The 18,654-nt window shown below is 74.3% G+C and carries 15 protein-coding genes and 2 rRNA genes; 13 read left to right on the forward strand and 4 right to left on the reverse strand.

What is annotated here, in order from left to right; genetic code table 11:
- From ACIQPQ_RS16950 to ACIQPQ_RS16960, 3 genes are all read left to right on the forward strand, one after another.
- Window positions 1-73, forward strand: a 23S ribosomal RNA gene (locus ACIQPQ_RS16950); the annotation flags it as partial.
- Window positions 74-175: 102 nt separating this feature from the next.
- Window positions 176-292: ribosomal RNA gene (gene rrf / locus ACIQPQ_RS16955) — 5S ribosomal RNA — on the forward strand.
- A gap of 1,303 nt (window positions 293-1,595) precedes the next feature.
- Window positions 1,596-2,504 (forward strand): hypothetical protein, encoded by a 909-nt coding sequence (locus ACIQPQ_RS16960; RefSeq protein ID WP_401305212.1) that lies wholly within the window; start codon window positions 1,596-1,598, stop codon window positions 2,502-2,504.
- A gap of 93 nt (window positions 2,505-2,597) precedes the next feature.
- Here the strand turns inward: ACIQPQ_RS16960 and ACIQPQ_RS16965 are convergent, their stop codons facing one another.
- A complete protein-coding gene (locus ACIQPQ_RS16965) occupies window positions 2,598-3,884 on the reverse strand; it encodes a DUF1015 domain-containing protein (protein WP_401304579.1) in 1,287 nt (428 codons plus the stop codon).
- 82 nt (window positions 3,885-3,966) lie between these two features.
- Between ACIQPQ_RS16965 and ACIQPQ_RS16970 the strand changes: the two genes are divergently transcribed.
- From ACIQPQ_RS16970 to ACIQPQ_RS16985, 4 genes are all read left to right on the forward strand, one after another.
- On the forward strand, window positions 3,967-5,025 hold the full coding sequence (locus ACIQPQ_RS16970; RefSeq protein WP_401304582.1) for an HAD hydrolase-like protein: 1,059 nt from the start codon (window positions 3,967-3,969) through the stop codon (window positions 5,023-5,025).
- 75 nt (window positions 5,026-5,100) lie between these two features.
- Complete coding sequence (locus ACIQPQ_RS16975; protein ID WP_401304585.1) at window positions 5,101-6,144, forward strand: FecCD family ABC transporter permease; 1,044 nt, start codon at window positions 5,101-5,103, stop codon at window positions 6,142-6,144.
- Window positions 6,145-6,230: 86 nt separating this feature from the next.
- Window positions 6,231-7,301 carry a FecCD family ABC transporter permease gene (locus ACIQPQ_RS16980; RefSeq protein ID WP_401305214.1) on the forward strand — a complete coding sequence of 357 codons (1,071 nt, stop codon included), beginning with the start codon at window positions 6,231-6,233 and terminating at the stop codon, window positions 7,299-7,301.
- A 181-nt stretch (window positions 7,302-7,482) separates the two neighbouring features.
- Window positions 7,483-8,331: an ABC transporter ATP-binding protein gene (locus ACIQPQ_RS16985; RefSeq protein WP_401305216.1), complete on the forward strand. Its 849-nt coding sequence runs from the start codon at window positions 7,483-7,485 to the stop codon at window positions 8,329-8,331.
- A 27-nt stretch (window positions 8,332-8,358) separates the two neighbouring features.
- Here the strand turns inward: ACIQPQ_RS16985 and ACIQPQ_RS16990 are convergent, their stop codons facing one another.
- Window positions 8,359-8,706: an SCP2 sterol-binding domain-containing protein gene (locus ACIQPQ_RS16990; RefSeq protein WP_401304588.1), complete on the reverse strand. Its 348-nt coding sequence runs from the start codon at window positions 8,704-8,706 to the stop codon at window positions 8,359-8,361.
- A gap of 42 nt (window positions 8,707-8,748) precedes the next feature.
- On the opposite strand from ACIQPQ_RS16990, the gene ACIQPQ_RS16995 reads away from it, so the two are divergent.
- The 6 genes from ACIQPQ_RS16995 (at window position 8,749) to ACIQPQ_RS17020 (ending at window position 14,877) form a co-directional block, all read left to right on the forward strand.
- Window positions 8,749-9,045 carry a hypothetical protein gene (locus tag ACIQPQ_RS16995; protein ID WP_401304591.1) on the forward strand — a complete coding sequence of 99 codons (297 nt, stop codon included), beginning with the start codon at window positions 8,749-8,751 and terminating at the stop codon, window positions 9,043-9,045.
- A 51-nt stretch (window positions 9,046-9,096) separates the two neighbouring features.
- Window positions 9,097-9,912: a TlyA family RNA methyltransferase gene (locus ACIQPQ_RS17000; RefSeq protein WP_401304593.1), complete on the forward strand. Its 816-nt coding sequence runs from the start codon at window positions 9,097-9,099 to the stop codon at window positions 9,910-9,912.
- The gene (locus ACIQPQ_RS17005; protein WP_383774720.1) at window positions 9,909-10,814 is read left to right on the forward strand and encodes an NAD kinase; all 906 of its coding nucleotides are present in this window, start codon (window positions 9,909-9,911) and stop codon (window positions 10,812-10,814) included. The genes ACIQPQ_RS17000 and ACIQPQ_RS17005 overlap by 4 nt, the downstream gene beginning before the upstream one ends.
- A gap of 101 nt (window positions 10,815-10,915) precedes the next feature.
- Window positions 10,916-12,634 carry a DNA repair protein RecN gene (gene recN / locus ACIQPQ_RS17010; RefSeq protein ID WP_401305218.1) on the forward strand — a complete coding sequence of 573 codons (1,719 nt, stop codon included), beginning with the start codon at window positions 10,916-10,918 and terminating at the stop codon, window positions 12,632-12,634.
- Between the two features lie 39 nt (window positions 12,635-12,673).
- Complete coding sequence (locus tag ACIQPQ_RS17015) at window positions 12,674-13,480, forward strand: hypothetical protein (protein ID WP_401304596.1); 807 nt, start codon at window positions 12,674-12,676, stop codon at window positions 13,478-13,480.
- A gap of 275 nt (window positions 13,481-13,755) precedes the next feature.
- Window positions 13,756-14,877, forward strand: coding sequence for a glycosyltransferase family 4 protein (locus tag ACIQPQ_RS17020; RefSeq protein WP_401304599.1), 1,122 nt, complete (start codon window positions 13,756-13,758; stop codon window positions 14,875-14,877).
- A gap of 42 nt (window positions 14,878-14,919) precedes the next feature.
- On the opposite strand, the gene ACIQPQ_RS17025 is transcribed toward ACIQPQ_RS17020, so the two are convergent.
- Window positions 14,920-16,569, reverse strand: coding sequence for a PucR family transcriptional regulator (locus tag ACIQPQ_RS17025; protein WP_401304602.1), 1,650 nt, complete (start codon window positions 16,567-16,569; stop codon window positions 14,920-14,922).
- A gap of 62 nt (window positions 16,570-16,631) precedes the next feature.
- Entirely contained in the window at window positions 16,632-18,434 is a 1,803-nt protein-coding gene (locus tag ACIQPQ_RS17030; protein ID WP_401305220.1) for a glycoside hydrolase family 15 protein, read from the reverse strand.
- Window positions 18,435-18,654: the final 220 nt, after the last annotated feature.

The following is an 18,654-nucleotide window of genomic DNA, read 5'->3' on the forward strand; positions in this document are numbered from 1 at the left end:
GTTGATAGGCCGGATCTGGAAGCACGGTAACGTGTGGAGGTGACCGGTACTAATAGGCCGAGGGCTTGTCCTCAGTTGCTCGCGTCCACTGTGTTAGTTCTGAGGCAACGACCGTTGCCGGTTTGAGCTGAACAACAAGTAAAAAGTGTGCTTGTTCGCTCGAAACCATTAGGGTTTCGGTGGTTATAGCGTGAGGGAAACGCCCGGTTACATTTCGAACCCGGAAGCTAAGCCTTACAGCGCCGATGGTACTGCAGGGGGGACCCTGTGGGAGAGTAGGACGCCGCCGAACAATCTTTGGAAAGGACCCCTGGTCCCAGCGTTCAGCTGGGGACCAGGGGTCCTTTTTGTTTTTCCGTAGCGCGCCGGGTACTCGGCTGCGCGACAATGTTTTGCGGTACCTAAGACAGGAGTCACCCATGTCCACCAACTCTCCCGACGATCGACCGGAGCGCGACCAGCGGCGACGGGACAGTGGGGACCGTCGTCCGCAGGGCGACCGGGGCGGCTTCCGTCGTGACAACGACCGCGGCGGCTACGGCAGTCGCCGGGACGACAACCGTGGTGGCAGCGGGAGCGGCGGTGGCGGCGGCTACGGCCGACGCGACGACCGCCGGCCCGACGACCGGGGTGACCGCGGCGACCGTGGTGGCTTCCGCCGCGACGACAACCGTGGCGGCAGCGGAGACCGTCCCTCCTTCCGCCGTGATGACCGCCGTGACGACCGGCGTGGTGGCTTCGGCGACCGCGACCGTGATCGTGGTGGATACGGCGGTGGTCCTCGCCGTGACGACCGTCGCCCCGACGACCGGGGACCGCGTCCCTCCTTCCAGCGTGACGACCGCGGCCCCCGCCGCGACGACCGCGGGGACCGCCTCGCCTTCCGCCGCGACGACAACCGCGGTGGAGGCGGCGAGCGTCCCCCCTTCCGCCGCGACGACCGGCGCGATGACCGACGTGATGACCGGCGTGGTGGCTTCGGCGACCGCGACCGTGACCGTGATCGCGGTGGATACGGCGGCGGGCCCCGCCGTGACGACCGTCGCCCCGACGACCGGGGACCGCGTCCCTCCTTCCAGCGTGACGACCGCGGCCCCCGCCGCGACGACCGCGGGGACCGCCCCGCCTTCCGCCGCGACGACAACCGCGGCGGTGGCGGCGAGCGTCCCCCGTTCCGCCGCGACGACAACCGCGGTGGGGGCGGAGACCGTCCCCCCTTCCGCCGTGACGACCGGGGTGACCGCCCCGCGTTCCGCCGTGACGACCGCGGCGACCGTCCTCCCTTCCGCCGCGACGACCGGCGTGACGACCGCCGTGACGACCGTCGCTCCGACGACCGGGGCGATCGCGGCGGCTTCCGCCGTGATGACAACCGCGACAGCGGCCGGGGTGGAGAGCGCGGTGGCGACCGCGGCGGGTACCGCGGGCGCGATGACCGTGGCGGCTTCCGTGGGCGGGACGACCGTGGTGGGCGTCCCGGTGGCGGCGGCTTCCGGGGCCGTGACGACCGCGGCGGCCGTGACGACCGGCGCGGTGGCGGCGGGCGGTTCCGCGACGACCGGGACCGGGACCGCGATCGCGAGCCCATCAAGCGGCTGCCGATCCCCGAGGACGTCACCGGCGAGGAGATCGACAAGGACGTACGGCAGGAGCTCCTGAGCCTGCCCAAGACGCTCGCCGACGACGTCGCCCGCAACCTCGTGATGGTCGCGCGGCTCATCGACGAGGACCCCGAGGGCGCCTACGGGTACTCCCGGGTGGCGCTGCGGCTCGCGTCGCGCGTGGCCGCCGTACGGGAGGCCGCCGGATTCGCGGCGTACGCCAACCAGAAGTACAGCGAGGCGCTGGCCGAGTTCCGGGCCGCGCGGCGGATGACCGGTTCCGTGGACCTGTGGCCCGTCATGGCCGACTGCGAGCGCGGGCTCGGGCGTCCCGAGAAGGCGCTCGACATGGCCGGGGCGCCCGAGGTGCACAAGCTCGACAAGGCCGGTCAGGTCGAGATGCGGCTCGTCGCGGCCGGGGCCCGGCGCGACATGGACCAGCTCGACGCGGCCATCGTGACCCTCCAGAGCTCCGAGCTGGCCTCCAGCTCCGTCCAGCCCTGGACCGCGCGCCTGCGCTACGCCTACGCGGACGCGCTGCTCGCGGCCGGCCGCGACGGCGAAGCGCGGGAATGGTTCGCGAAGGCCGTCGAGGCCGACCGCGACAGCAGCACCGACGCCTCCGACCGGCTCGCCGAGCTGGACGGTGTCGAGTTCGTCGACGCCCTCGACGAGCACGACGCCACCGAGGACCGGACGGAGGCCCCGGCGGCTACCGCGGAGCCCGCCGCCGAGCAGGTCACCGAGCAGGCCGTCACCGACGACGAGGCCGACGACGACACAGAAGCCGAGGCGGAGGTCGAGACAGGGGTTGAGGCAGCGGTCGAGGCTGACGCCCAGGTCGACGACGAGGACGAGGCCGACAGCCAGGCCGACGCCGAGGACGGCGACCGGTCGAAGTGAGCTGAGGCAGTGAGCTGAAGTGACGTGAAGGAGGGCGGGTCCGGTGTCGCACCGGGCCCGCCCTCCTTACGTGTGACGCGCGTGTGCCCCGGTTCAGACGTCCAACGCGCGCAGCACCAGGCCCGACGCCGGTTTCGGGCCGAACGACGTCGACTTGCGGGGCATCGTGACGCCCTGGCGGGCCAGATCGCGGACGACCTCCTCGCGCACCGGGTGCATCAGGACCGCCGTACCGCCCTCCTGGCGGGCCTTCTCCACGGTGGCCGCCGTGTCGTGGATGTAGCCGATGCGGGCAGGGTCGTCCTCCGGGACGCGCCACACATGGGCGAGCAGAGCCGCGTGCAGGACCGTCGCGTCCAGGGTGCGCCAGGCCTCCGGGCGGTCGGCGGGCACCGTCCGCTCCAGCAGCGCCGGGTCCGGGCGGTCCAGCAGATGGAAGCCGTCGCCGTCGCCCGCCAGCAGGAAGGCGTTGCCCTCGGCCGCCGCCCCGGCCAGCGCGTCCAGCGCCTCCGGCAGCGGCACCGCAAGCCGCCGTACGCGGAACAGGCCCTCGACCGCCGCCAGTGCCCGCGCCACCGGAAGGTCGTGCAGAAGACGGTGGATGGCGCGCACGCGCAGCGGATAGCGGGCCGTGTCCACCAGCAGGACCAGCCCGCGGTCCCAGGGGCTGGGCGAGGCGTGTTCCGCGCGGAGACGCAGATACGTCGCCCAGCGGTGGTGCCCGTCGGCGATCAGGGCCTGGTGCCCGGCCAGATCGTGCTGCACGCGCGCGACCTCGTCCGGGTCCGTGACCGCCCACAGGCGGTGGCCGAAGCCGTCCTCCGTGGTCGTCGACAGCAGCGGAGCCCCCTCGGCGGCCCGTTCGACGACCTCGGCCGCCGTGCCGTCGCCGCGGTACGTCAGCAGCAGGGGCTCCAGGTTGGCGTGCGTCGCGCGCATGAGGGCCGCCCGGTCGGCGACGACGTGCGGCATGACGTCCTCGTGGGGGAGCACCACCCCGGCCGACGGCTCCGACACGCGCAGCGTCCCGATGAGTCCGCGCTGGAGCATGCCGTCCGCGTGACGCTGCTCGTACACGTACAGCGCGGGCTCGGGGTCGGCCGCGAGGACGCCCTCGGCGAGCCAGCTCCGCAGGGTGTCCGCGGCTTGTTCGTTGCGCGCGGCCGGTGTGGTGGCCTGGGGCAGGATCAGCCGCACGATGTTGTGCGGGTCGGCGTCCTGGAGGTGGTGCAGGCCGTCGGGGCGGACCACGACGTCGTACGGCGGGGAGGTGACGGCGGCGATGCTGCCGACCCGGTCGGGGTCGTAGCGCAGGCCTCGGAACGGGGTGAGTTCCAGGCCTCGGGGCGCCGTTGCTTCCGAGTGACCTGCTGAGTTCATCCCGGCATCGTACGTGTGTCGGACGATGTCAGTGGCATACGGGATGATCGGGGGAAGGCCAGCGAACGAGGAGCGATGCGGAATGAGCCACGGCGTCAGGACGAGTCCCGGGGGCAGCGCGCGCGCCCTGAACGAGGCGTACGACACGGCGCTGCTCGACCTCGACGGGGTGGTGTACGCGGGCGGCAACGCCATCGCGCACGCCGTCGAATCGCTCGCCGCCGCCCGTGACGGGATGCGCCTCGCCTACGTCACCAACAACGCGCTGCGCACGCCCGACGCGGTCGCCGGACACCTCACCGAGCTGGGCATCCCCACCGGCGCCGAGGACGTCATCACCTCGGCGCAGGCCGTCGCCCGGCTGATCAGCGAGCAGGTGCCGTCCGGGTCCCGCGTCCTGGTGATCGGCGGGGAGGGGCTGCGGGTCGCGCTGCGCGAGCGCGGGCTCACGCCCGTGGAGTCGGCCGACGACGACCCCGTCGCCGTGGTGCAGGGGTACGGCGGCCCGGACCTGCCGTGGGGGCGGTTCGCCGAGGCGTCGTACGCGATCGCGCGCGGTGTGCCCTGGTTCGCCTCCAACACGGACCTGACCATTCCGAGCGGCCGGGGCATCGCGCCCGGCAACGGCGCGGCGGTGCAGGTCGTCCGGATCGCGACCGGCGCCGAACCGCAGGTCGCGGGCAAGCCGCTGCCGCCGATGCACAAGGAGACGATCCTGCGGACCGGCGCCGAACGGCCGCTGGTCGTCGGGGACCGCCTCGACACCGACATCGAGGGCGCGTTCAACGGCGAGGTGGACTCCCTGCTCGTGCTCACCGGCGTCACCGACGGACCGCAGCTCCTCGCCGCTCCGCCGCGGCACCGGCCCACGTACGTCGACCGCGATCTGCGCGGACTGCTCACCGGGCAGCCCGAGGTGGTGGCCGACGGCGACGGCTTCCGGTGCGGCGGCTGGACCGCGCGCGCGGACGCCGAACGCCTCCACCTCGACGGTGAAGGAGAGAGCGGCGAAGGAGAGCGCGGCGGCGGCGGGGACGCGCTCGACGGGCTGCGCGCGCTGTGCGCGGCGGCCTGGACGGCGGCGGGCGACGGCTCCTGCACGCTCGACGGGGGGAAGGCGCTGGCCCGGCTGGGCCTGTGAGCCCCACCGACCCCGCCCCGCCGCCCCACCGACCAGGAAACGGCTGATTGACGAGGGTAGGCTAACCTAACCCGCGTGTTGGTCGACAGTGTTCCCGAACAGCGCGCGGAAGCCGCCCCCGCGCCCCGCGGCCGCCGGACGGTCCGCTCCGCCGGGCTGCTCGCCGCGCTCGCCCTGCTGGCGCTGGTGGCGGTCGCGAGTATCGCCATCGGCGCCAAGGAGCTGTCCCTCGGGCAGGTCTGGCACGGCCTGTTCCACGACACCGGCACCTACGCCGACGTCGTCGTCGGCGACCGGCTGGCACGCACCGTGCTCGGCGTGCTCGTCGGCGCCGCGCTGGGGCTCTCCGGCGCCGTCCTCCAGGCCCTCACCCGCAACCCGCTCGCCGACCCCGGACTCCTCGGCATCAACGCCGGGGCCTCCGCCGCCGTCGTCACCGCCATCACCTACGTCGGCGTGACCAGCCTCAGCGGCTACGTCTGGTTCGCGTTCCTCGGCGCGGCGGCGGTCGGCGCGCTGGTCTGGTTCCTGGGCGGCAGCCGGGGCGCCACCCCTGTACGGCTCGCGCTGGCCGGTACCGCGCTCAGCGCCGCCCTCTTCGGCTACGTCCAGGCCGTGATGATCATGGACAAGGCGGCCCTCGCCAAGATGCGGTTCTGGACCGTCGGCTCGCTCTCCTCGGCCACCGACGAGACGATCTGGCAGGTCCTGCCCTTCCTGCTCGCGGGCACCCTGCTCGCCTTCGCGCTCGCCCGCCCGCTCAACGCGATGGCCATGGGCGACGACACCGCGAAGGCGCTCGGCGCACACCTCAACCGCACCCGGGCGCTGTCCATGCTCGCCGCGACCGTGCTCTGCGGGGCGGCGACCGCCGCCTGCGGGCCGATCGTGTTCGTCGGACTGATGGTCCCGCACATCGTCCGCTCCTTCACCGGCCCCGACCTGCGCTGGATCATGCCGTACGCGGCGATCCTGTCGCCGGTGCTCCTGCTGGGCTCCGACGTCATCGGCCGGGTCGTCGCCCGGCCCTCGGAGGTCCAGGTCGGCATCGTCACCGCGCTCATCGGCGGGCCGGTCTTCATCTATCTCGTACGACGGCGGAGGACGACCCAGCTGTGAAGACCCGAGCTGAGAAGACCACCGCCGAGACGACCCCGGCCGCGAAGGACCCCGCTGTGAAGAACCGTGTCGCGAAGGCCCGGGCGGTGAAGCCCCGCGGGGCGGGGGCCACCGGGTCCGGGCCGGTGCCGCGGGCCGTGCGCACCCCGGGCGGGCTCTCCCTGCGGCTGGACCCCCGCTCCGTGCTGGTCGTGGCCTTGCTGGCGCTGGCCGCGCTCGCCGCGAGCGTGGTGCTGATCGGCACCGGCGACTTCCCGATCTCCACCGGGGACGTCCTGAAGACCCTCCTGGGCGACGGCACCGCGGGCCAGGAGTTCATCGTCAACGACCTGCGGCTGCCGCGCGTCCTGGTGGGCCTGCTCGTCGGCGCCGCGCTCGGCCTCGGCGGCGCCGTCTTCCAGGCCGTCTCCCGCAACCCCCTCGGCAGCCCCGACGTACTCGGCCTCGGGCAGGGCGCCACGGCGGGCGCGCTCGTCGTCATCGTGCTGACCTCCGGCTCCGCCCGCGAGATCGCCCTCGGCGCGCTCGTCGGCGGACTCGCCACCGGCGCCGCCATCTACCTCCTCGCCTGGAAGCGCGGCGTGCACGGCTACCGGCTGGTGCTGGTCGGCATCGGCGTCGCCGCGATCGCCACCGCCGTCAACGGCTACCTGATCACCAAGGCCGACTTCGTCGACGCCGCCCGCGCGGTCGTCTGGATGACCGGCTCGCTGGACGGCCGGGACTGGGCGCAGGTCTGGCCGCTGCTCATCCTCTGCGCGCTCCTCGTCCCGCTCGTCCTCGCCAACGCGCGCGGACTGCGGATGATGGAGATGGGCGACGACGTCTCCAACGCCCTCGGCGTGCGCGCCGAGCGGGTCCGGCTGCTGCTGATGGTCTGCGCCGTGCTGCTCACCGCCTCCGCCACGGCCGCCGCCGGACCCGTCGCCTTCGTCGCCCTCACCGCGCCCCAGCTCGCCCGCCGCCTCACCCGCGCACCCGGCCCGAACCTGCTGCCCTCCCTGTTCATGGGCGCCGCCCTCCTGGTCACCGCCGACTGGGCCTCGCAGCGGCTGTTCGGCGACGGGCAGCTCCCGGTCGGCGTGGTCACCGGCGTCGTCGGCGGGGTCTACCTGCTGTGGCTGCTGGTCAGCGAACGCCGGGCGGGACGGATATGAGCGCCGCGCCCCCGCCCCGAGACGCCGCCGGGGCCCGAGGCGGCACCCCTCGGCCCCAGGCCGCCCCTGCCTCCCCGGCGGGCCCCGCCGTCCCGGCCGCCCCCGACTCCCCGGCGGGCCCCGTCTCCCCGGCGGGCCTCCCTCCCCAGCCGGCCCCCCGCCGTACCAGCCCCACGGGCCGATCGATCCAAGGAGCACCGTGAACCGCCTGTCCGCCGAGAACGTCACCCTCGCCTACGACCAGCGGGTCATCGCGGAGCAGCTGTCGGTGGAGATACCCGACCGCTCCTTCACCGTCATCGTCGGCCCCAACGCCTGCGGCAAGTCGACCCTGCTGCGGGCGCTGTCGCGGATGCTGCGGCCCACCGAGGGCCGGGTGCTGCTGGACGGGCAGGTCATCCAGTCGATGCCCGCCAAGAAGGTCGCCCGCACCCTGGGGCTGCTGCCGCAGTCCTCGATCGCGCCCGACGGCATCACGGTCGCCGACCTCGTCGGCCGCGGCCGCTACCCGCACCAGGGCATCCTGCGCCAGTGGTCCACCGAGGACGAGCGGGTCGTCCAGGAGTCCATGGCGCACACCGGGGTCGCCGCCCTCGCCGACCGGTACGTCGACGAACTGTCCGGCGGCCAGCGGCAGCGCGTGTGGATCGCCATGGCCCTCGCCCAGCAGACGCCGCTGCTGCTGCTCGACGAGCCCACCACCTACCTCGACATCCAGCACCAGATCGACGTCCTCGACCTCTGCGCCGACCTTCACGAGGAGCAGGGCCGCACCTTGGTCGCCGTCCTGCATGACCTCAACCACGCCGCCCGCTACGCCACCCACATCGTCGCCCTCAAGGACGGCTCGGTCGTCGCCCAGGGCGCCCCCGGCGAGGTCGTCACGGCCGAGCTGGTCGAGGAGGTGTTCGGGCTGCGCTGCCAGGTCATCGAGGACCCGGAGACGGGCACGCCCCTCGTGGTCCCGGCGGCCCGCAAAGCCCGTACGGGAGCGGCCCGTACGGCGGTGAAAGACTCCGTGGGCGACTAGGCGAGCGCGCGTTGCGCAGCCGGGGGACTACAGCAGTTTCCGCAGCCGGAACAGGTCCCGCAGGCCCGCCTCCAGCTTCACGCGGCCCGCGCCCCACGCCTTGGCGAAGTTCAGCTCGCCGCCGACCATCGCCACCAGGTCGTCCCCGGTCATGGTCAGCCGGATGTCCGCCTTGTGCGGCGGCGGGCCGGGCAGGGTGTCGTCCACCTCGATCCGGCCGCCGGTGAGGCGCCCCACGAAAGTGACGTCCAGGTCGGTGATCCGGCAGGTCACCGTGCGTTCCATGGCCGCCGCCTCCCGGACGTCGCCCTCGGACCGCTGCATGCTGTCCGAGAGCTTCTCCAGTGCGGCGCGGCACTCCTCGATCGTGGCCATCGCGCTCGACGGTACCCCAGCCGTTCGCGGTAGCGTCGGGGCATGAGCGAGACAGTGCCGCCCCAGGAGGCGACGGCCGGGCCCCAGGACGAGCAGGCCGGGCCCGCGGGCGACGGCGACGACGATCCGGCGGCCCCCGCCCCGCTCGGCGTGGTCCGCACCCCGACCGGCGACGCCGCCGTGGACGCCCACCTGGACCGGCTCGCCGACGCCGACGACCTCGCCGCCGACGGACACGTCGAGGTGTACGAGGATGTCCACCGGGGCCTGCGCGACGCGCTCACCGCGCTCGACACCCGCCCGGGACCCCCGGCACCGACGCCCGCCCAGGGCGCCTGAACCCACTCGCCCCCCTGTGAACCAGTACGCCAAGTAGGAGCTGAACCGAACGTGGCAGGAGTCGCACGCCGTCGACTGGACGCGGAACTGGTGCGCCGCAAGCTGGCGCGCTCGCGGGAGCACGCGGCCCAGCTGATCGCGGCCGGACGCGTCACCGTCGGCCGGACCGTGGCGGCCAAACCCGCCACCCAGGTCGAGACCGCGGCGGCCATCGTCGTCCGGACCGACGCCGACGACCCCGACTACGTCTCGCGCGGCGGACACAAACTCGCGGGCGCCCTCCAGGCGTTCGGGCCGCGGGGCCTCGTCGTCGAGGGGCGGCGCGCGCTCGACGCGGGCGCCTCCACCGGAGGCTTCACCGACGTGCTGCTGCGCGCGGGCGCCGCCCACGTCGTCGCCGTCGACGTCGGATACGGCCAACTCGCCTGGTCGCTCCGCAGCGATGAACGCGTCACCGTCAAGGACCGTACAAACGTAAGGGAGTTGACGCTCGAAGCGATCGATGGGGAGCCTGTGGATCTTGTCGTGGGGGACTTGTCCTTCATCCCGCTGGGGCTGGTGCTGCCCGCCCTGGCCCGCTGCACCGCGCCCGGCGCGGACCTCGTCATGATGGTCAAGCCGCAGTTCGAGGTCGGCAAGGAACGGCTCGGCAGCGGGGGAGTCGTCCGCAGCCCCGCGCTGCGGGCCGAGGCCGTGCGCGGCGTCGCCGACAAGGCATGGGACCTCGGGCTCGGCGTGAACGGCGTGACCGCCAGCCCGCTGCCCGGCCCGTCGGGGAACGTCGAGTACTTTCTGTGGCTCCGGGCCGGGGCGCCCGCCCCGGACCCGGCGGATGTCGAGCGTGCAGTGGCGGAGGGGCCGCGTTGACCCAGAACCGATCTCGTACCGTTTTCCTCCTGGCCCACACCGGCCGCCCGGCCGCGATCCGCAGCGCGGAACTCGTGGTGAAGGGGCTGCTGCGCGAGGGCATCGGCGTACGGGTCCTGGAGTACGAGGCGGCCGACCTGCCGCTGCCCAGCGAGGTGGAACTGGTCTGCGAGGCCACCCCGCAGTGCCTGGAGGGCTGCGAGCTGCTGATCGTCCTCGGCGGCGACGGCACCCTCCTGCGCGGCGCCGAGTTCGCCCGCGCCTCCGGCGTCCCCATGCTCGGCGTCAACCTCGGCAGCGTCGGCTTCCTCGCCGAGGCCGAGCGAGACGACCTCGACAAGGTCGTCGACCGGGTCGTGACCAAGGCGTACGAGGTCGAGGAGCGCATGACGGTCGACGTCGTCGTGCACCGCAACGGCGACATCGTGCACACCGACTGGGCGCTCAACGAGGCCGCCGTCCAGAAGGCCGGCGCCGAGAAGCTCCTCGAAGTGGTCCTGGAGATCGACGGGCGGCCCGTCACCGGCTTCGGCTGCGACGGCATCGTCCTGTCCACCCCGACCGGCTCCACCGCGTACGCCTTCTCGGCGGGCGGGCCCGTGGTGTGGCCCGAGGTCGAGGCGCTGCTGATGGTGCCGATCAGCGCGCACGCGCTGTTCGCGAAGCCGCTCGTCACCTCACCGGACTCCGTGCTCGCCGTCGAACTCCTGCCCCACATCCCGCCCGGCGTCCTGTGGTGCGACGGCCGCCGCACCTTCGAACTGCCGCCCGGCGCCCGGGTCGAGGTGCGGCGCGGCGCGGTGCCGGTCCGCCTGGCCCGCCTGCACCACGCCTCCTTCACCGACCGCCTGGTCGCCAAGTTCGCCCTGCCCGTCTCCGGGTGGCGCGGCGCCCGCCACTGACCCCGGTGCGGCCCCCGGCGGGCCCCGCCACCCGCGCGGGTGACAGGGTGCCTCGCACTTCCCCTCCCGGACCTCGTAAGGTCGTGTCCGTGTTGGAGGAGATGCGGATACGGTCGCTCGGGGTCATCGACGACGCGGTCGTCGAGCTGTCGCCCGGCTTCACCGCCGTGACGGGTGAGACGGGCGCGGGCAAGACCATGGTCGTGACCAGCCTCGGGCTGCTGCTCGGCGGGCGCGCCGACGCGGCGCTCGTGCGGATCGGCGCCGAGAAGGCGGTCGTGGAGGGGCGGATCACCGTCCCGCCCGGCGCCGCGGTCGCTGTACGGGCCGAGGAGGCCGGGGCCGAACTCGACGACGGGGCGCTGCTCATCAGCCGCACCGTGTCCGCCGAGGGCCGGTCGCGGGCGCACGTCGGCGGGCGCAGCGTGCCCGTCGGGGTCCTCGCCGACCTCGCGGACGAGCTGGTGGCCGTGCACGGGCAGACCGACCAGCAGGGGCTGCTCAAGCTGTCCCGGCAGCGGCAGGCCCTCGACCGGTACGCGGGCGAGGCCGTCACCGGGCCCCTCGCCAAGTACACCGAGGCCTACCGGCGGCTGCGGGCGGTCGCCGCCGAACTCGACGAGATCACCACCCGGGCGCGCGAGCGGGCCCAGGAGGCGGACATGCTCCGCTACGGCCTCGACGAGATCGCCGCCGTCGAACCCCGGCCCGGCGAGGACACCGAGCTGGCCGAGGAGGCCGAACGGCTCGGGCACGCCGAGGCGCTCTCCTCGGCCGCGACCGTCGCCCACGCCGCGCTCGCGGGCAACCCCGAGGACCCCGAGGGCATCGACGCCGCCACCCTCGTCGCGGGCGCCCAGCGCGCCCTGGACGCCGTACGGGCGCACGACCCGGCGCTCTCCGCCCTCGCCGACCGGATCGGTGAGATCGGCATCCTCCTCGGTGACGTCGCGGGCGAACTCGCCGGGTACGCCGACGACCTGGACGCCGACCCGCTGCGGCTCGCGGCCGTGGAGGAACGGCGGGCCGCGCTCACCGGGCTCACCCGCAAGTACGGCGACACCATCGACGAGGTCCTGGCCTGGGCCGAGCGGAGCACCGCCCGCCTCACGGACCTGGACGGCGACGACGAGCGGATCGGGGAACTGACCGCCGAGCGGGACGCGCTGCGCGCCGGGCTGAGCGGGCTCGCGCAGGCGCTGACCGACGCGCGCACGGAGGCCGCCGACCGGTTCGCCGCCGCCGTCACCGCCGAACTCGCCTCGCTGGCCATGCCGCACGCGCGCGTCTCCTTCGCCCTCCGCCAGACCGACGACCCCGAGGGCGTCGAGGTCGGCGGGCGCACGGTCGCCTACGGGCCGTCCGGCGCCGACGAGGTCGAACTGCTGCTCGCCCCGCACCCGGGGGCCCCGCCGCGGCCCATCGCCAAGGGCGCCTCGGGCGGTGAGCTGTCCCGCGTGATGCTCGCCGTCGAGGTCGTCTTCGCGGGCACCGACCCCGTCCCGACGTACCTCTTCGACGAGGTCGACGCGGGCGTCGGCGGCAAGGCCGCCGTCGAGATCGGGCGGCGCCTCGCCCGGCTCGCGCGCACCGCGCAGGTCGTCGTGGTGACCCACCTCCCGCAGGTGGCCGCCTTCGCCGACCGGCAGCTCCTCGTCGAGAAGACCAACGACGGCTCCGTCACCCGGTCCGGGGTGAAGGTCCTGGAGGGCGAGGAACGCGTCCGCGAACTGTCCCGCATGCTCGCCGGCCAGGAGGACTCCGAGACGGCACGGGCACACGCGGAGGAACTCCTCGCGGCGGCGCGCGCGGACGGCTAGCCGAGAGGCGCCGCCCCGGCCCGCCACTAGGGTGGGTCGATGATCATACGAAGAGGGCGTGGTCCGGCGTTCGTGGCGGCGGCCGGGGTCACCCGCGCCGCCCTCGCCGGTCTGCGCGCGGTGGCGCCGGGCGGGCTGGAGCGCTGGCAGCGCACCAACTACGCCGGACGCACCGTCGACCTCTGCCCCGGCCCCGCGGCCACCCTCGCCGCAGCCGCTGTCGCCTCCCGCGTGTCCCCGGCCGCCGCCGGAGCGGTCCTCGTCGCGGGCGCCTGCGGGGCCTACGACGACGTCGTGGGCGCCGGGGACGCGCGCCGAGGGTTCCGGGCGCATCTCGGGGCGCTGCGGCGGGGTGAGGTGACCAGCGGGACGGTGAAGCTCGTCGGCATCGGGCTGGGCGGGCTCGCGGCCGGGGCGCTGCTCAAGGACCGGGCCGTGGACCGGGTGCTGGCGGGGGTGGTGATCGCGGGGGCGGCGCACTGCGTGAACCTCGTGGACGTCCGTCCCGGACGGGCGGCGGGGGCGGTGCTGGCGTTGACGGCGCCGGGGGTGCTGAGGGCGGGGGCCGCCGGGGAGTTGGCGGCGGTGGCCGCGGGGGTGGCGGGGGCTGTGCTTCCCGGTGATCTGGGGGAGCGGGGGATGCTGGGGGACGCGGGGGCGCATGCGATGGGCGCGTTGCTGGGGGCGGCGGCGGTGGTCGGGAACGGGCGGCTGGGGTTGCTGGTGCACGCGGCGGCCGTGGCCGGGGCGGCGGTGTGGGGTGACCGTGGGGGGTTCTCGCCCTCGCCGCCCCTTCCCGTCCCGTCCCTGGGGGCTGCCGCCCCCGGACCCCCGCTTCGGCCCTGAACGGGCCTCGTCCTCAAACGCCGGACGGGCTGAAGGAGCCGGACGCGCGCCCTCTTCCGCGAACGCCCCGGAAGAGCCACCGCCGGGAAGGCCGACCGTGATCCCCACCTCGAACGGAACCCCGAGTTGCTTCACTCGTGTGGGTGATCCGGGAGGGTGTGTTGCCGGGCACGTGGGCGCCGGGCGGCGCGGAACACCCGTACGTGCTGGCATCCTTGGCAGAGTCACCCCGTCCCCGGTGACCGTCCACCGCCTGAACCAGGAGCCCCGGCCACGTGAGCAGCCACTCACCGCACGGCCAGTCGCCGCTGCGGACCGTGCAGGTGCTGGGCGGCGGCAACGCCGCCAGCAGCACGCACGTACGCTCCCTGGCCGCGGGGCTCGTCGCGCGGGGCGTGCGGGTCACGGTGTGCGCCCCCATCGAGGCCGATCACACCTACGACTTCAGCGGCGCCGGGGCCGAACACCTCCATGTGCCCCGCAGCAGCGACCCCGGTGCCGTCGCCGCCCTCCGCGCCGCCTGCACGGACGCCGACCTCGTCCACGCGCACGGCCTGCACGCCTCGTTCCGCGCCGTCCTCGCGCTCGGCGGACGCGACACCCCGCTCGTCGTGACCTGGCACGACCGGGCGTACGCCGAGGGCGCGCGGGCCCATCTGCTGCGGCTTCTGGAGCGGCGGGTCGCGCGCGGCGCCGCCGTTGTCCTCGGGACCACCTCCGGACTGGTCGACCGGGCGCGCCGTACCGGCGCCCGTGACGCCCGGCTCGCGGCGGTCGCGCTCCCCGGGGCCCGGCGCGCCGAGGAGGACCCGGAGCGGCCGCGGGCCAAGGTGCGGGCCGAACTCGGCGTCGTGGAGCGCCCGTTGCTGCTGGCCGTCGGCTCCCTCGACCGGCACCGCGGCTACGACGTCCTGCTCGACGCCGCCCACGCCCTGCTCCGCCTGGACCCCGTCCCGCTGGTCGCCCTCGCGGGGGAGGGGCCGCTGCGGGCCGACCTCCAGCGCCGCATCGAGGACGAGGAACTGCCCGTACGGCTCCTCGGGCGGCGGGACGACGTGGCGGAACTGCTGGCCGCCGCCGACCTCGCCGTGCTGCCCGGCGCGGAGGAGGGGCGGTCGGTGCTGGCGCAGGAGGCGCTCCACGCGTGCGTGCCACTTGTCGCCGTCCGTACTCCGGGGGTCCGCGAACTCGTCGGTGACGCCGCCGTCCTGGTCCCGCAGGGCGACTCCGTCGCGCTCGCCGCCGCCGTCGTACGGCTGCTCGGCGCGCCCGGGGAGCGGGAACGGCTGGGCGCGGCGGGACTGCGGCAGGCGGCCACCTGGCCGAGCGAGGACGAGACCGTCGCCCAGGTCCTCAGCGTCTACGACGAGTTGACGCGTCCCCTCGCCATGATCTGAACCCCGTGCGGGAGTTGAGCTTCGGCGGGTCGTCCGGGGTCGTCAGGGGACCAGGCGGCGGGCGCGCAGGGCGAGGCTCAACGCCAGGACCGTCTGCGGGTCGTCGAGGTCCGTGCCCAGCAACTCCCCGATGCGGGCGAGGCGGTTGTAGAGGGTCTGCCGGTTGAGGTGGAGTTCGCGGGCCGTCTCCGCCTTGCGGCCCGCGTGCGCGAGATACGTCTCCAGGGTCGGCAGCAGCGGCGGACGGGAGCGCTGGTCGTGGTCGCGGACCGGGCCGATCGCGCGGTCCACGAAGGCCGCCAGGTCGGGATGGTTGCGCAGCCGCCACAGCAGCAGGTCGATGTCGAGGCGCCGCGCGTCGTACCAGGGCCGGTCGGACAGGCCCTGCGCGGCCGTCGCCGTCTCCGCCGCGTGCCGCAGGCCCGCCGAGGCCGCCGCCCAGCCGCCCGCGACGCCGACCACCACGACCGGCGGCGGGGCGCCCGGCCGCAGGATCCCGGCCCGCTCCACCCCGGCCCGCAGCGCGGCCGCGACCCGGTCCGCGACCGCCGACCGCTCCGACTCCGAGCGCAGCCCCAGCAGCACCGGAACCCGGCCCTCCACGGGCCGTACGCCCAGCAGCACCGGGACGCCCACCGAGGCCAGCTCCTCCGCCACCGCGCGCGCCAGCACCGCCCAGCCGCCGCCCGGCGCGAGGGTGTCGCCCAGCCGCATCACGACCGGCAGCAGCGGGCTCTCGCCCGGTTTGAAGCCCAGCACCCGCGCCTGCGCCGGGGCGTCCTGCGCCGCGATCCGGCCCTCCGCGAGGTCGGTGAGGAAGTCGCCCCGCCCGCGCGCCGCCAGTTCCTCCTCCTGGCGGGCCTGCATCAGGACCACGGCGAGGATGCCGGCCGCCCGCTCGGCGGCGATCCGGTGCACGGGCGCCAGCGGGCCGCGCACCGGCAGCAGCGCCAGCCGGGCGCGCACCGAGCCGGTGCCGGGCCCGCCGCCGGGCACGTCCACCAGCACCGAACCGGCGGGCGGCGGCGCGTCCTTGTGCGGGCCGCGCAGCCCCTCCCACACCTGGAGCGGGTCGGCGCCCTCCGGCCCGGACCCGGCCGCGTACAGCAGTTGCCCCTCGGTGGTCTCCAGGAAGACGGGGTTGCCGCTGAAGTCGGCCAGGATGCCCAGCACCTGCGGGACGCCGCCCCCGCCGAGCAGCGCCTCGGTACAGCGCCGGTGCACCTCCTCGGCCTGCTGGAGGAGCGCGTAGTGGCCGTTGACGATCTCGGTGTGGATCTCCTCGGTGACCGTCACGAACGGCACCTCGCGGTGCAGCTGCACCAGCGGCAGCCCGCTCGCCCGCGCCGTCTCCACGAGCGCGGCGGGCAGCCGGGTGAAACGCGGGCCCAGCTCGACGACCAAGGCCGCGATGCCCCGCTCGGCCAGGGTGCGGACGAACGCCCGCTGCTCGGCCGGGCGGGTGCCGAGGCCGTAGCCCGTGGTCAGCAGCAGTTCGCCGCCCTTGAGGAGGGAGGCGATGTTGGGGACCTCGCCCGCGTGGACCCAGCGCACGGTCCGCCCCAGCCGGTCCGCGCCCGCCAGGATCTCGGGCAGTCCGCTGCGCAGACCGGGCAGGTCCAGCGCCCGCCGTACGGTGATGCCCGCGCCCTGGCCGTCGAATCGGTGCTGGTGGTCCGTGCCGCTGTCCATGCAGCGGACGCTACCGGGGGAGCAGGTGGGACGACATCTCCACGGCTCCCCCGCGTCCTGGCTCAGCCCCCGTACGCCCCCGACGCCGTCAGCCGCAGGGCCGTGTCGATCAGGGGGACGTGGCTGAAGGCCTGCGGGAAGTTGCCGACCTGCCGCTTGAGACGCGGGTCCCACTCCTCGGCCAGCAGACCGAGGTCGTTGCGCAGCGCCAGCAGCTTCTCGAAGAGGCGGCGGGCCTCGTCGACCCGGCCGATCATCGCCAGGTCGTCCGCCATCCAGAACGAGCAGGCCAAGAAGGCGCCCTCGTCGCCGGGGAGGCCGTCGACGCCCTCGCTCTCGCCCTCGGTGGGGTAGCGCAGGATGAAGCCGTCCGAGGTGGACAGCTCGCGCTGGATCGCCTCGATGGTGCCGATCACGCGCTTGTCGTCCGGGGGCAGGAAGCCCATCTGCGGGATGAGCAGCAGCGACGCGTCCAGCTCCTTGGAGCCGTAGGACTGCGTGAAGGTGTTGCGTTCCTTGTCGTAGCCCTTCTCGCAGACGTCCCGGTGGATGTCGTCGCGCAGCTCGCGCCAGCGCTCCAGCGGGCCGTCCGCGTCCCCGGACTCGATCAGCTTGATGGTGCGGTCGACGGCGACCCAGGCCATCACCTTGGAGTGCACGAAGTGGCGGCGCGGGCCGCGCACCTCCCAGATGCCCTCGTCCGGCTCGTTCCAGTGGTCCTCCAGGTAGCGGATCAGCTTCAGCTGGAGGACCGACGCGTAGTCGTTACGGGCGAGGCCGGTCATGTGGCCGAGGTGCAGCGCCTCGGTGACCTCGCCGTAGACGTCCAGCTGGAGCTGGTGCGCGGCGCCGTTGCCGACCCGGACCGGGGCGGAGTTCTCGTAGCCGGGCAGCCAGTCCAGCTCGGCCTCGCCCAGCTCCCGCTCACCGGCGATGCCGTACATGATCTGGAGGTTCTCCGGGTCGCCCGCGACGGCCCGCAGCAGCCATTCGCGCCAGGCGCGCGCCTCCTCGCGGTAGCCGGTGCGCAGCAGCGAGGACAGGGTGATGGCCGCGTCCCGCAGCCAGGTGTAGCGGTAGTCCCAGTTGCGGACGCCGCCGATGTCCTCGGGGAGGGAGGTGGTGGGGGCGGCGACGATGCCGCCGGTGGGCGCGTACGTCAGGGCCTTCAGCGTGATCAGCGAGCGGATCACGGCCTCGCGGTAGGGGCCGTGGTACGTACAGTGCTCGACCCACTCGCGCCAGAACTCCTCGGTCGCCTCCAGCGACTGCTCCGGCTCGGGCAGCGCGGGCGGCTCCTTGTGCGAGGGCTGCCAGGAGATGGTGAACGCGATCCGGTCACCGGGCGCGACCGTGAAGTCGGCGTACGTGGTCAGCGACTTGCCGTAGGTCTCGGCCTCGGTGTCGAACCACACCGAGTCGGGGCCCGCGACGGCGACCGTGCGGCCCTCGTGCTTGTGGACCCACGGCACCACCCGGCCGTAGGAGAAGCGCATGCGCAGGGTGGAGCGCATGGGGACACGGCCCGAGACGCCCTCGACGATGCGGATCAGCTGCGGGGCGCCGTCGCGCGGGGGCATGAAGTCGGTCACCCGGACCGTGCCGCGCGGGGTGTCCCACTCGGATTCCAGGATGAGCGAGTCGCCCCGGTAGGTGCGCCGGGCGGCGGTCGGCGGCTGCTGGTCCGAGCCGTAGGCCGGGCCGAGCCGCCAGAAGCCGTGTTCCTCGGTGCCGAGCAGCCCGGCGAAGATCGCATGGGAGTCGAAACGGGGCAGGCACAGCCAGTCGACTGTGCCGTCCCGGCAGACCAACGCGGCGGTCTGCATGTCTCCGATGAGTGCGTAGTCTTCGATGCGCCCGGCCACGTGCAACTCCAGTCGAACGGCCACGTCACCCCACGAGGGGGCTGTCGCTAGTGCGGTCAAGGGGGGTGGTGAGAGGTGGTGCTGGGTGATGAGAGGTGTGATGAGGGGTTCTGCTGAGGAACGGTTGTCCTGCTTCGTTGAAGGGTGAAGCGCGGTGAAGCAAAGCAGCCGCTCAGCCGTGTTGGCAAAACGCGTTCCCTGCTCGCCGGCCGACCCGTTC

The organism is Streptomyces sp. NPDC091281 (genome assembly GCF_044757425.1).
In the GTDB taxonomy this organism is placed as follows: Bacteria; Actinomycetota; Actinomycetes; order Streptomycetales; family Streptomycetaceae; genus Streptomyces.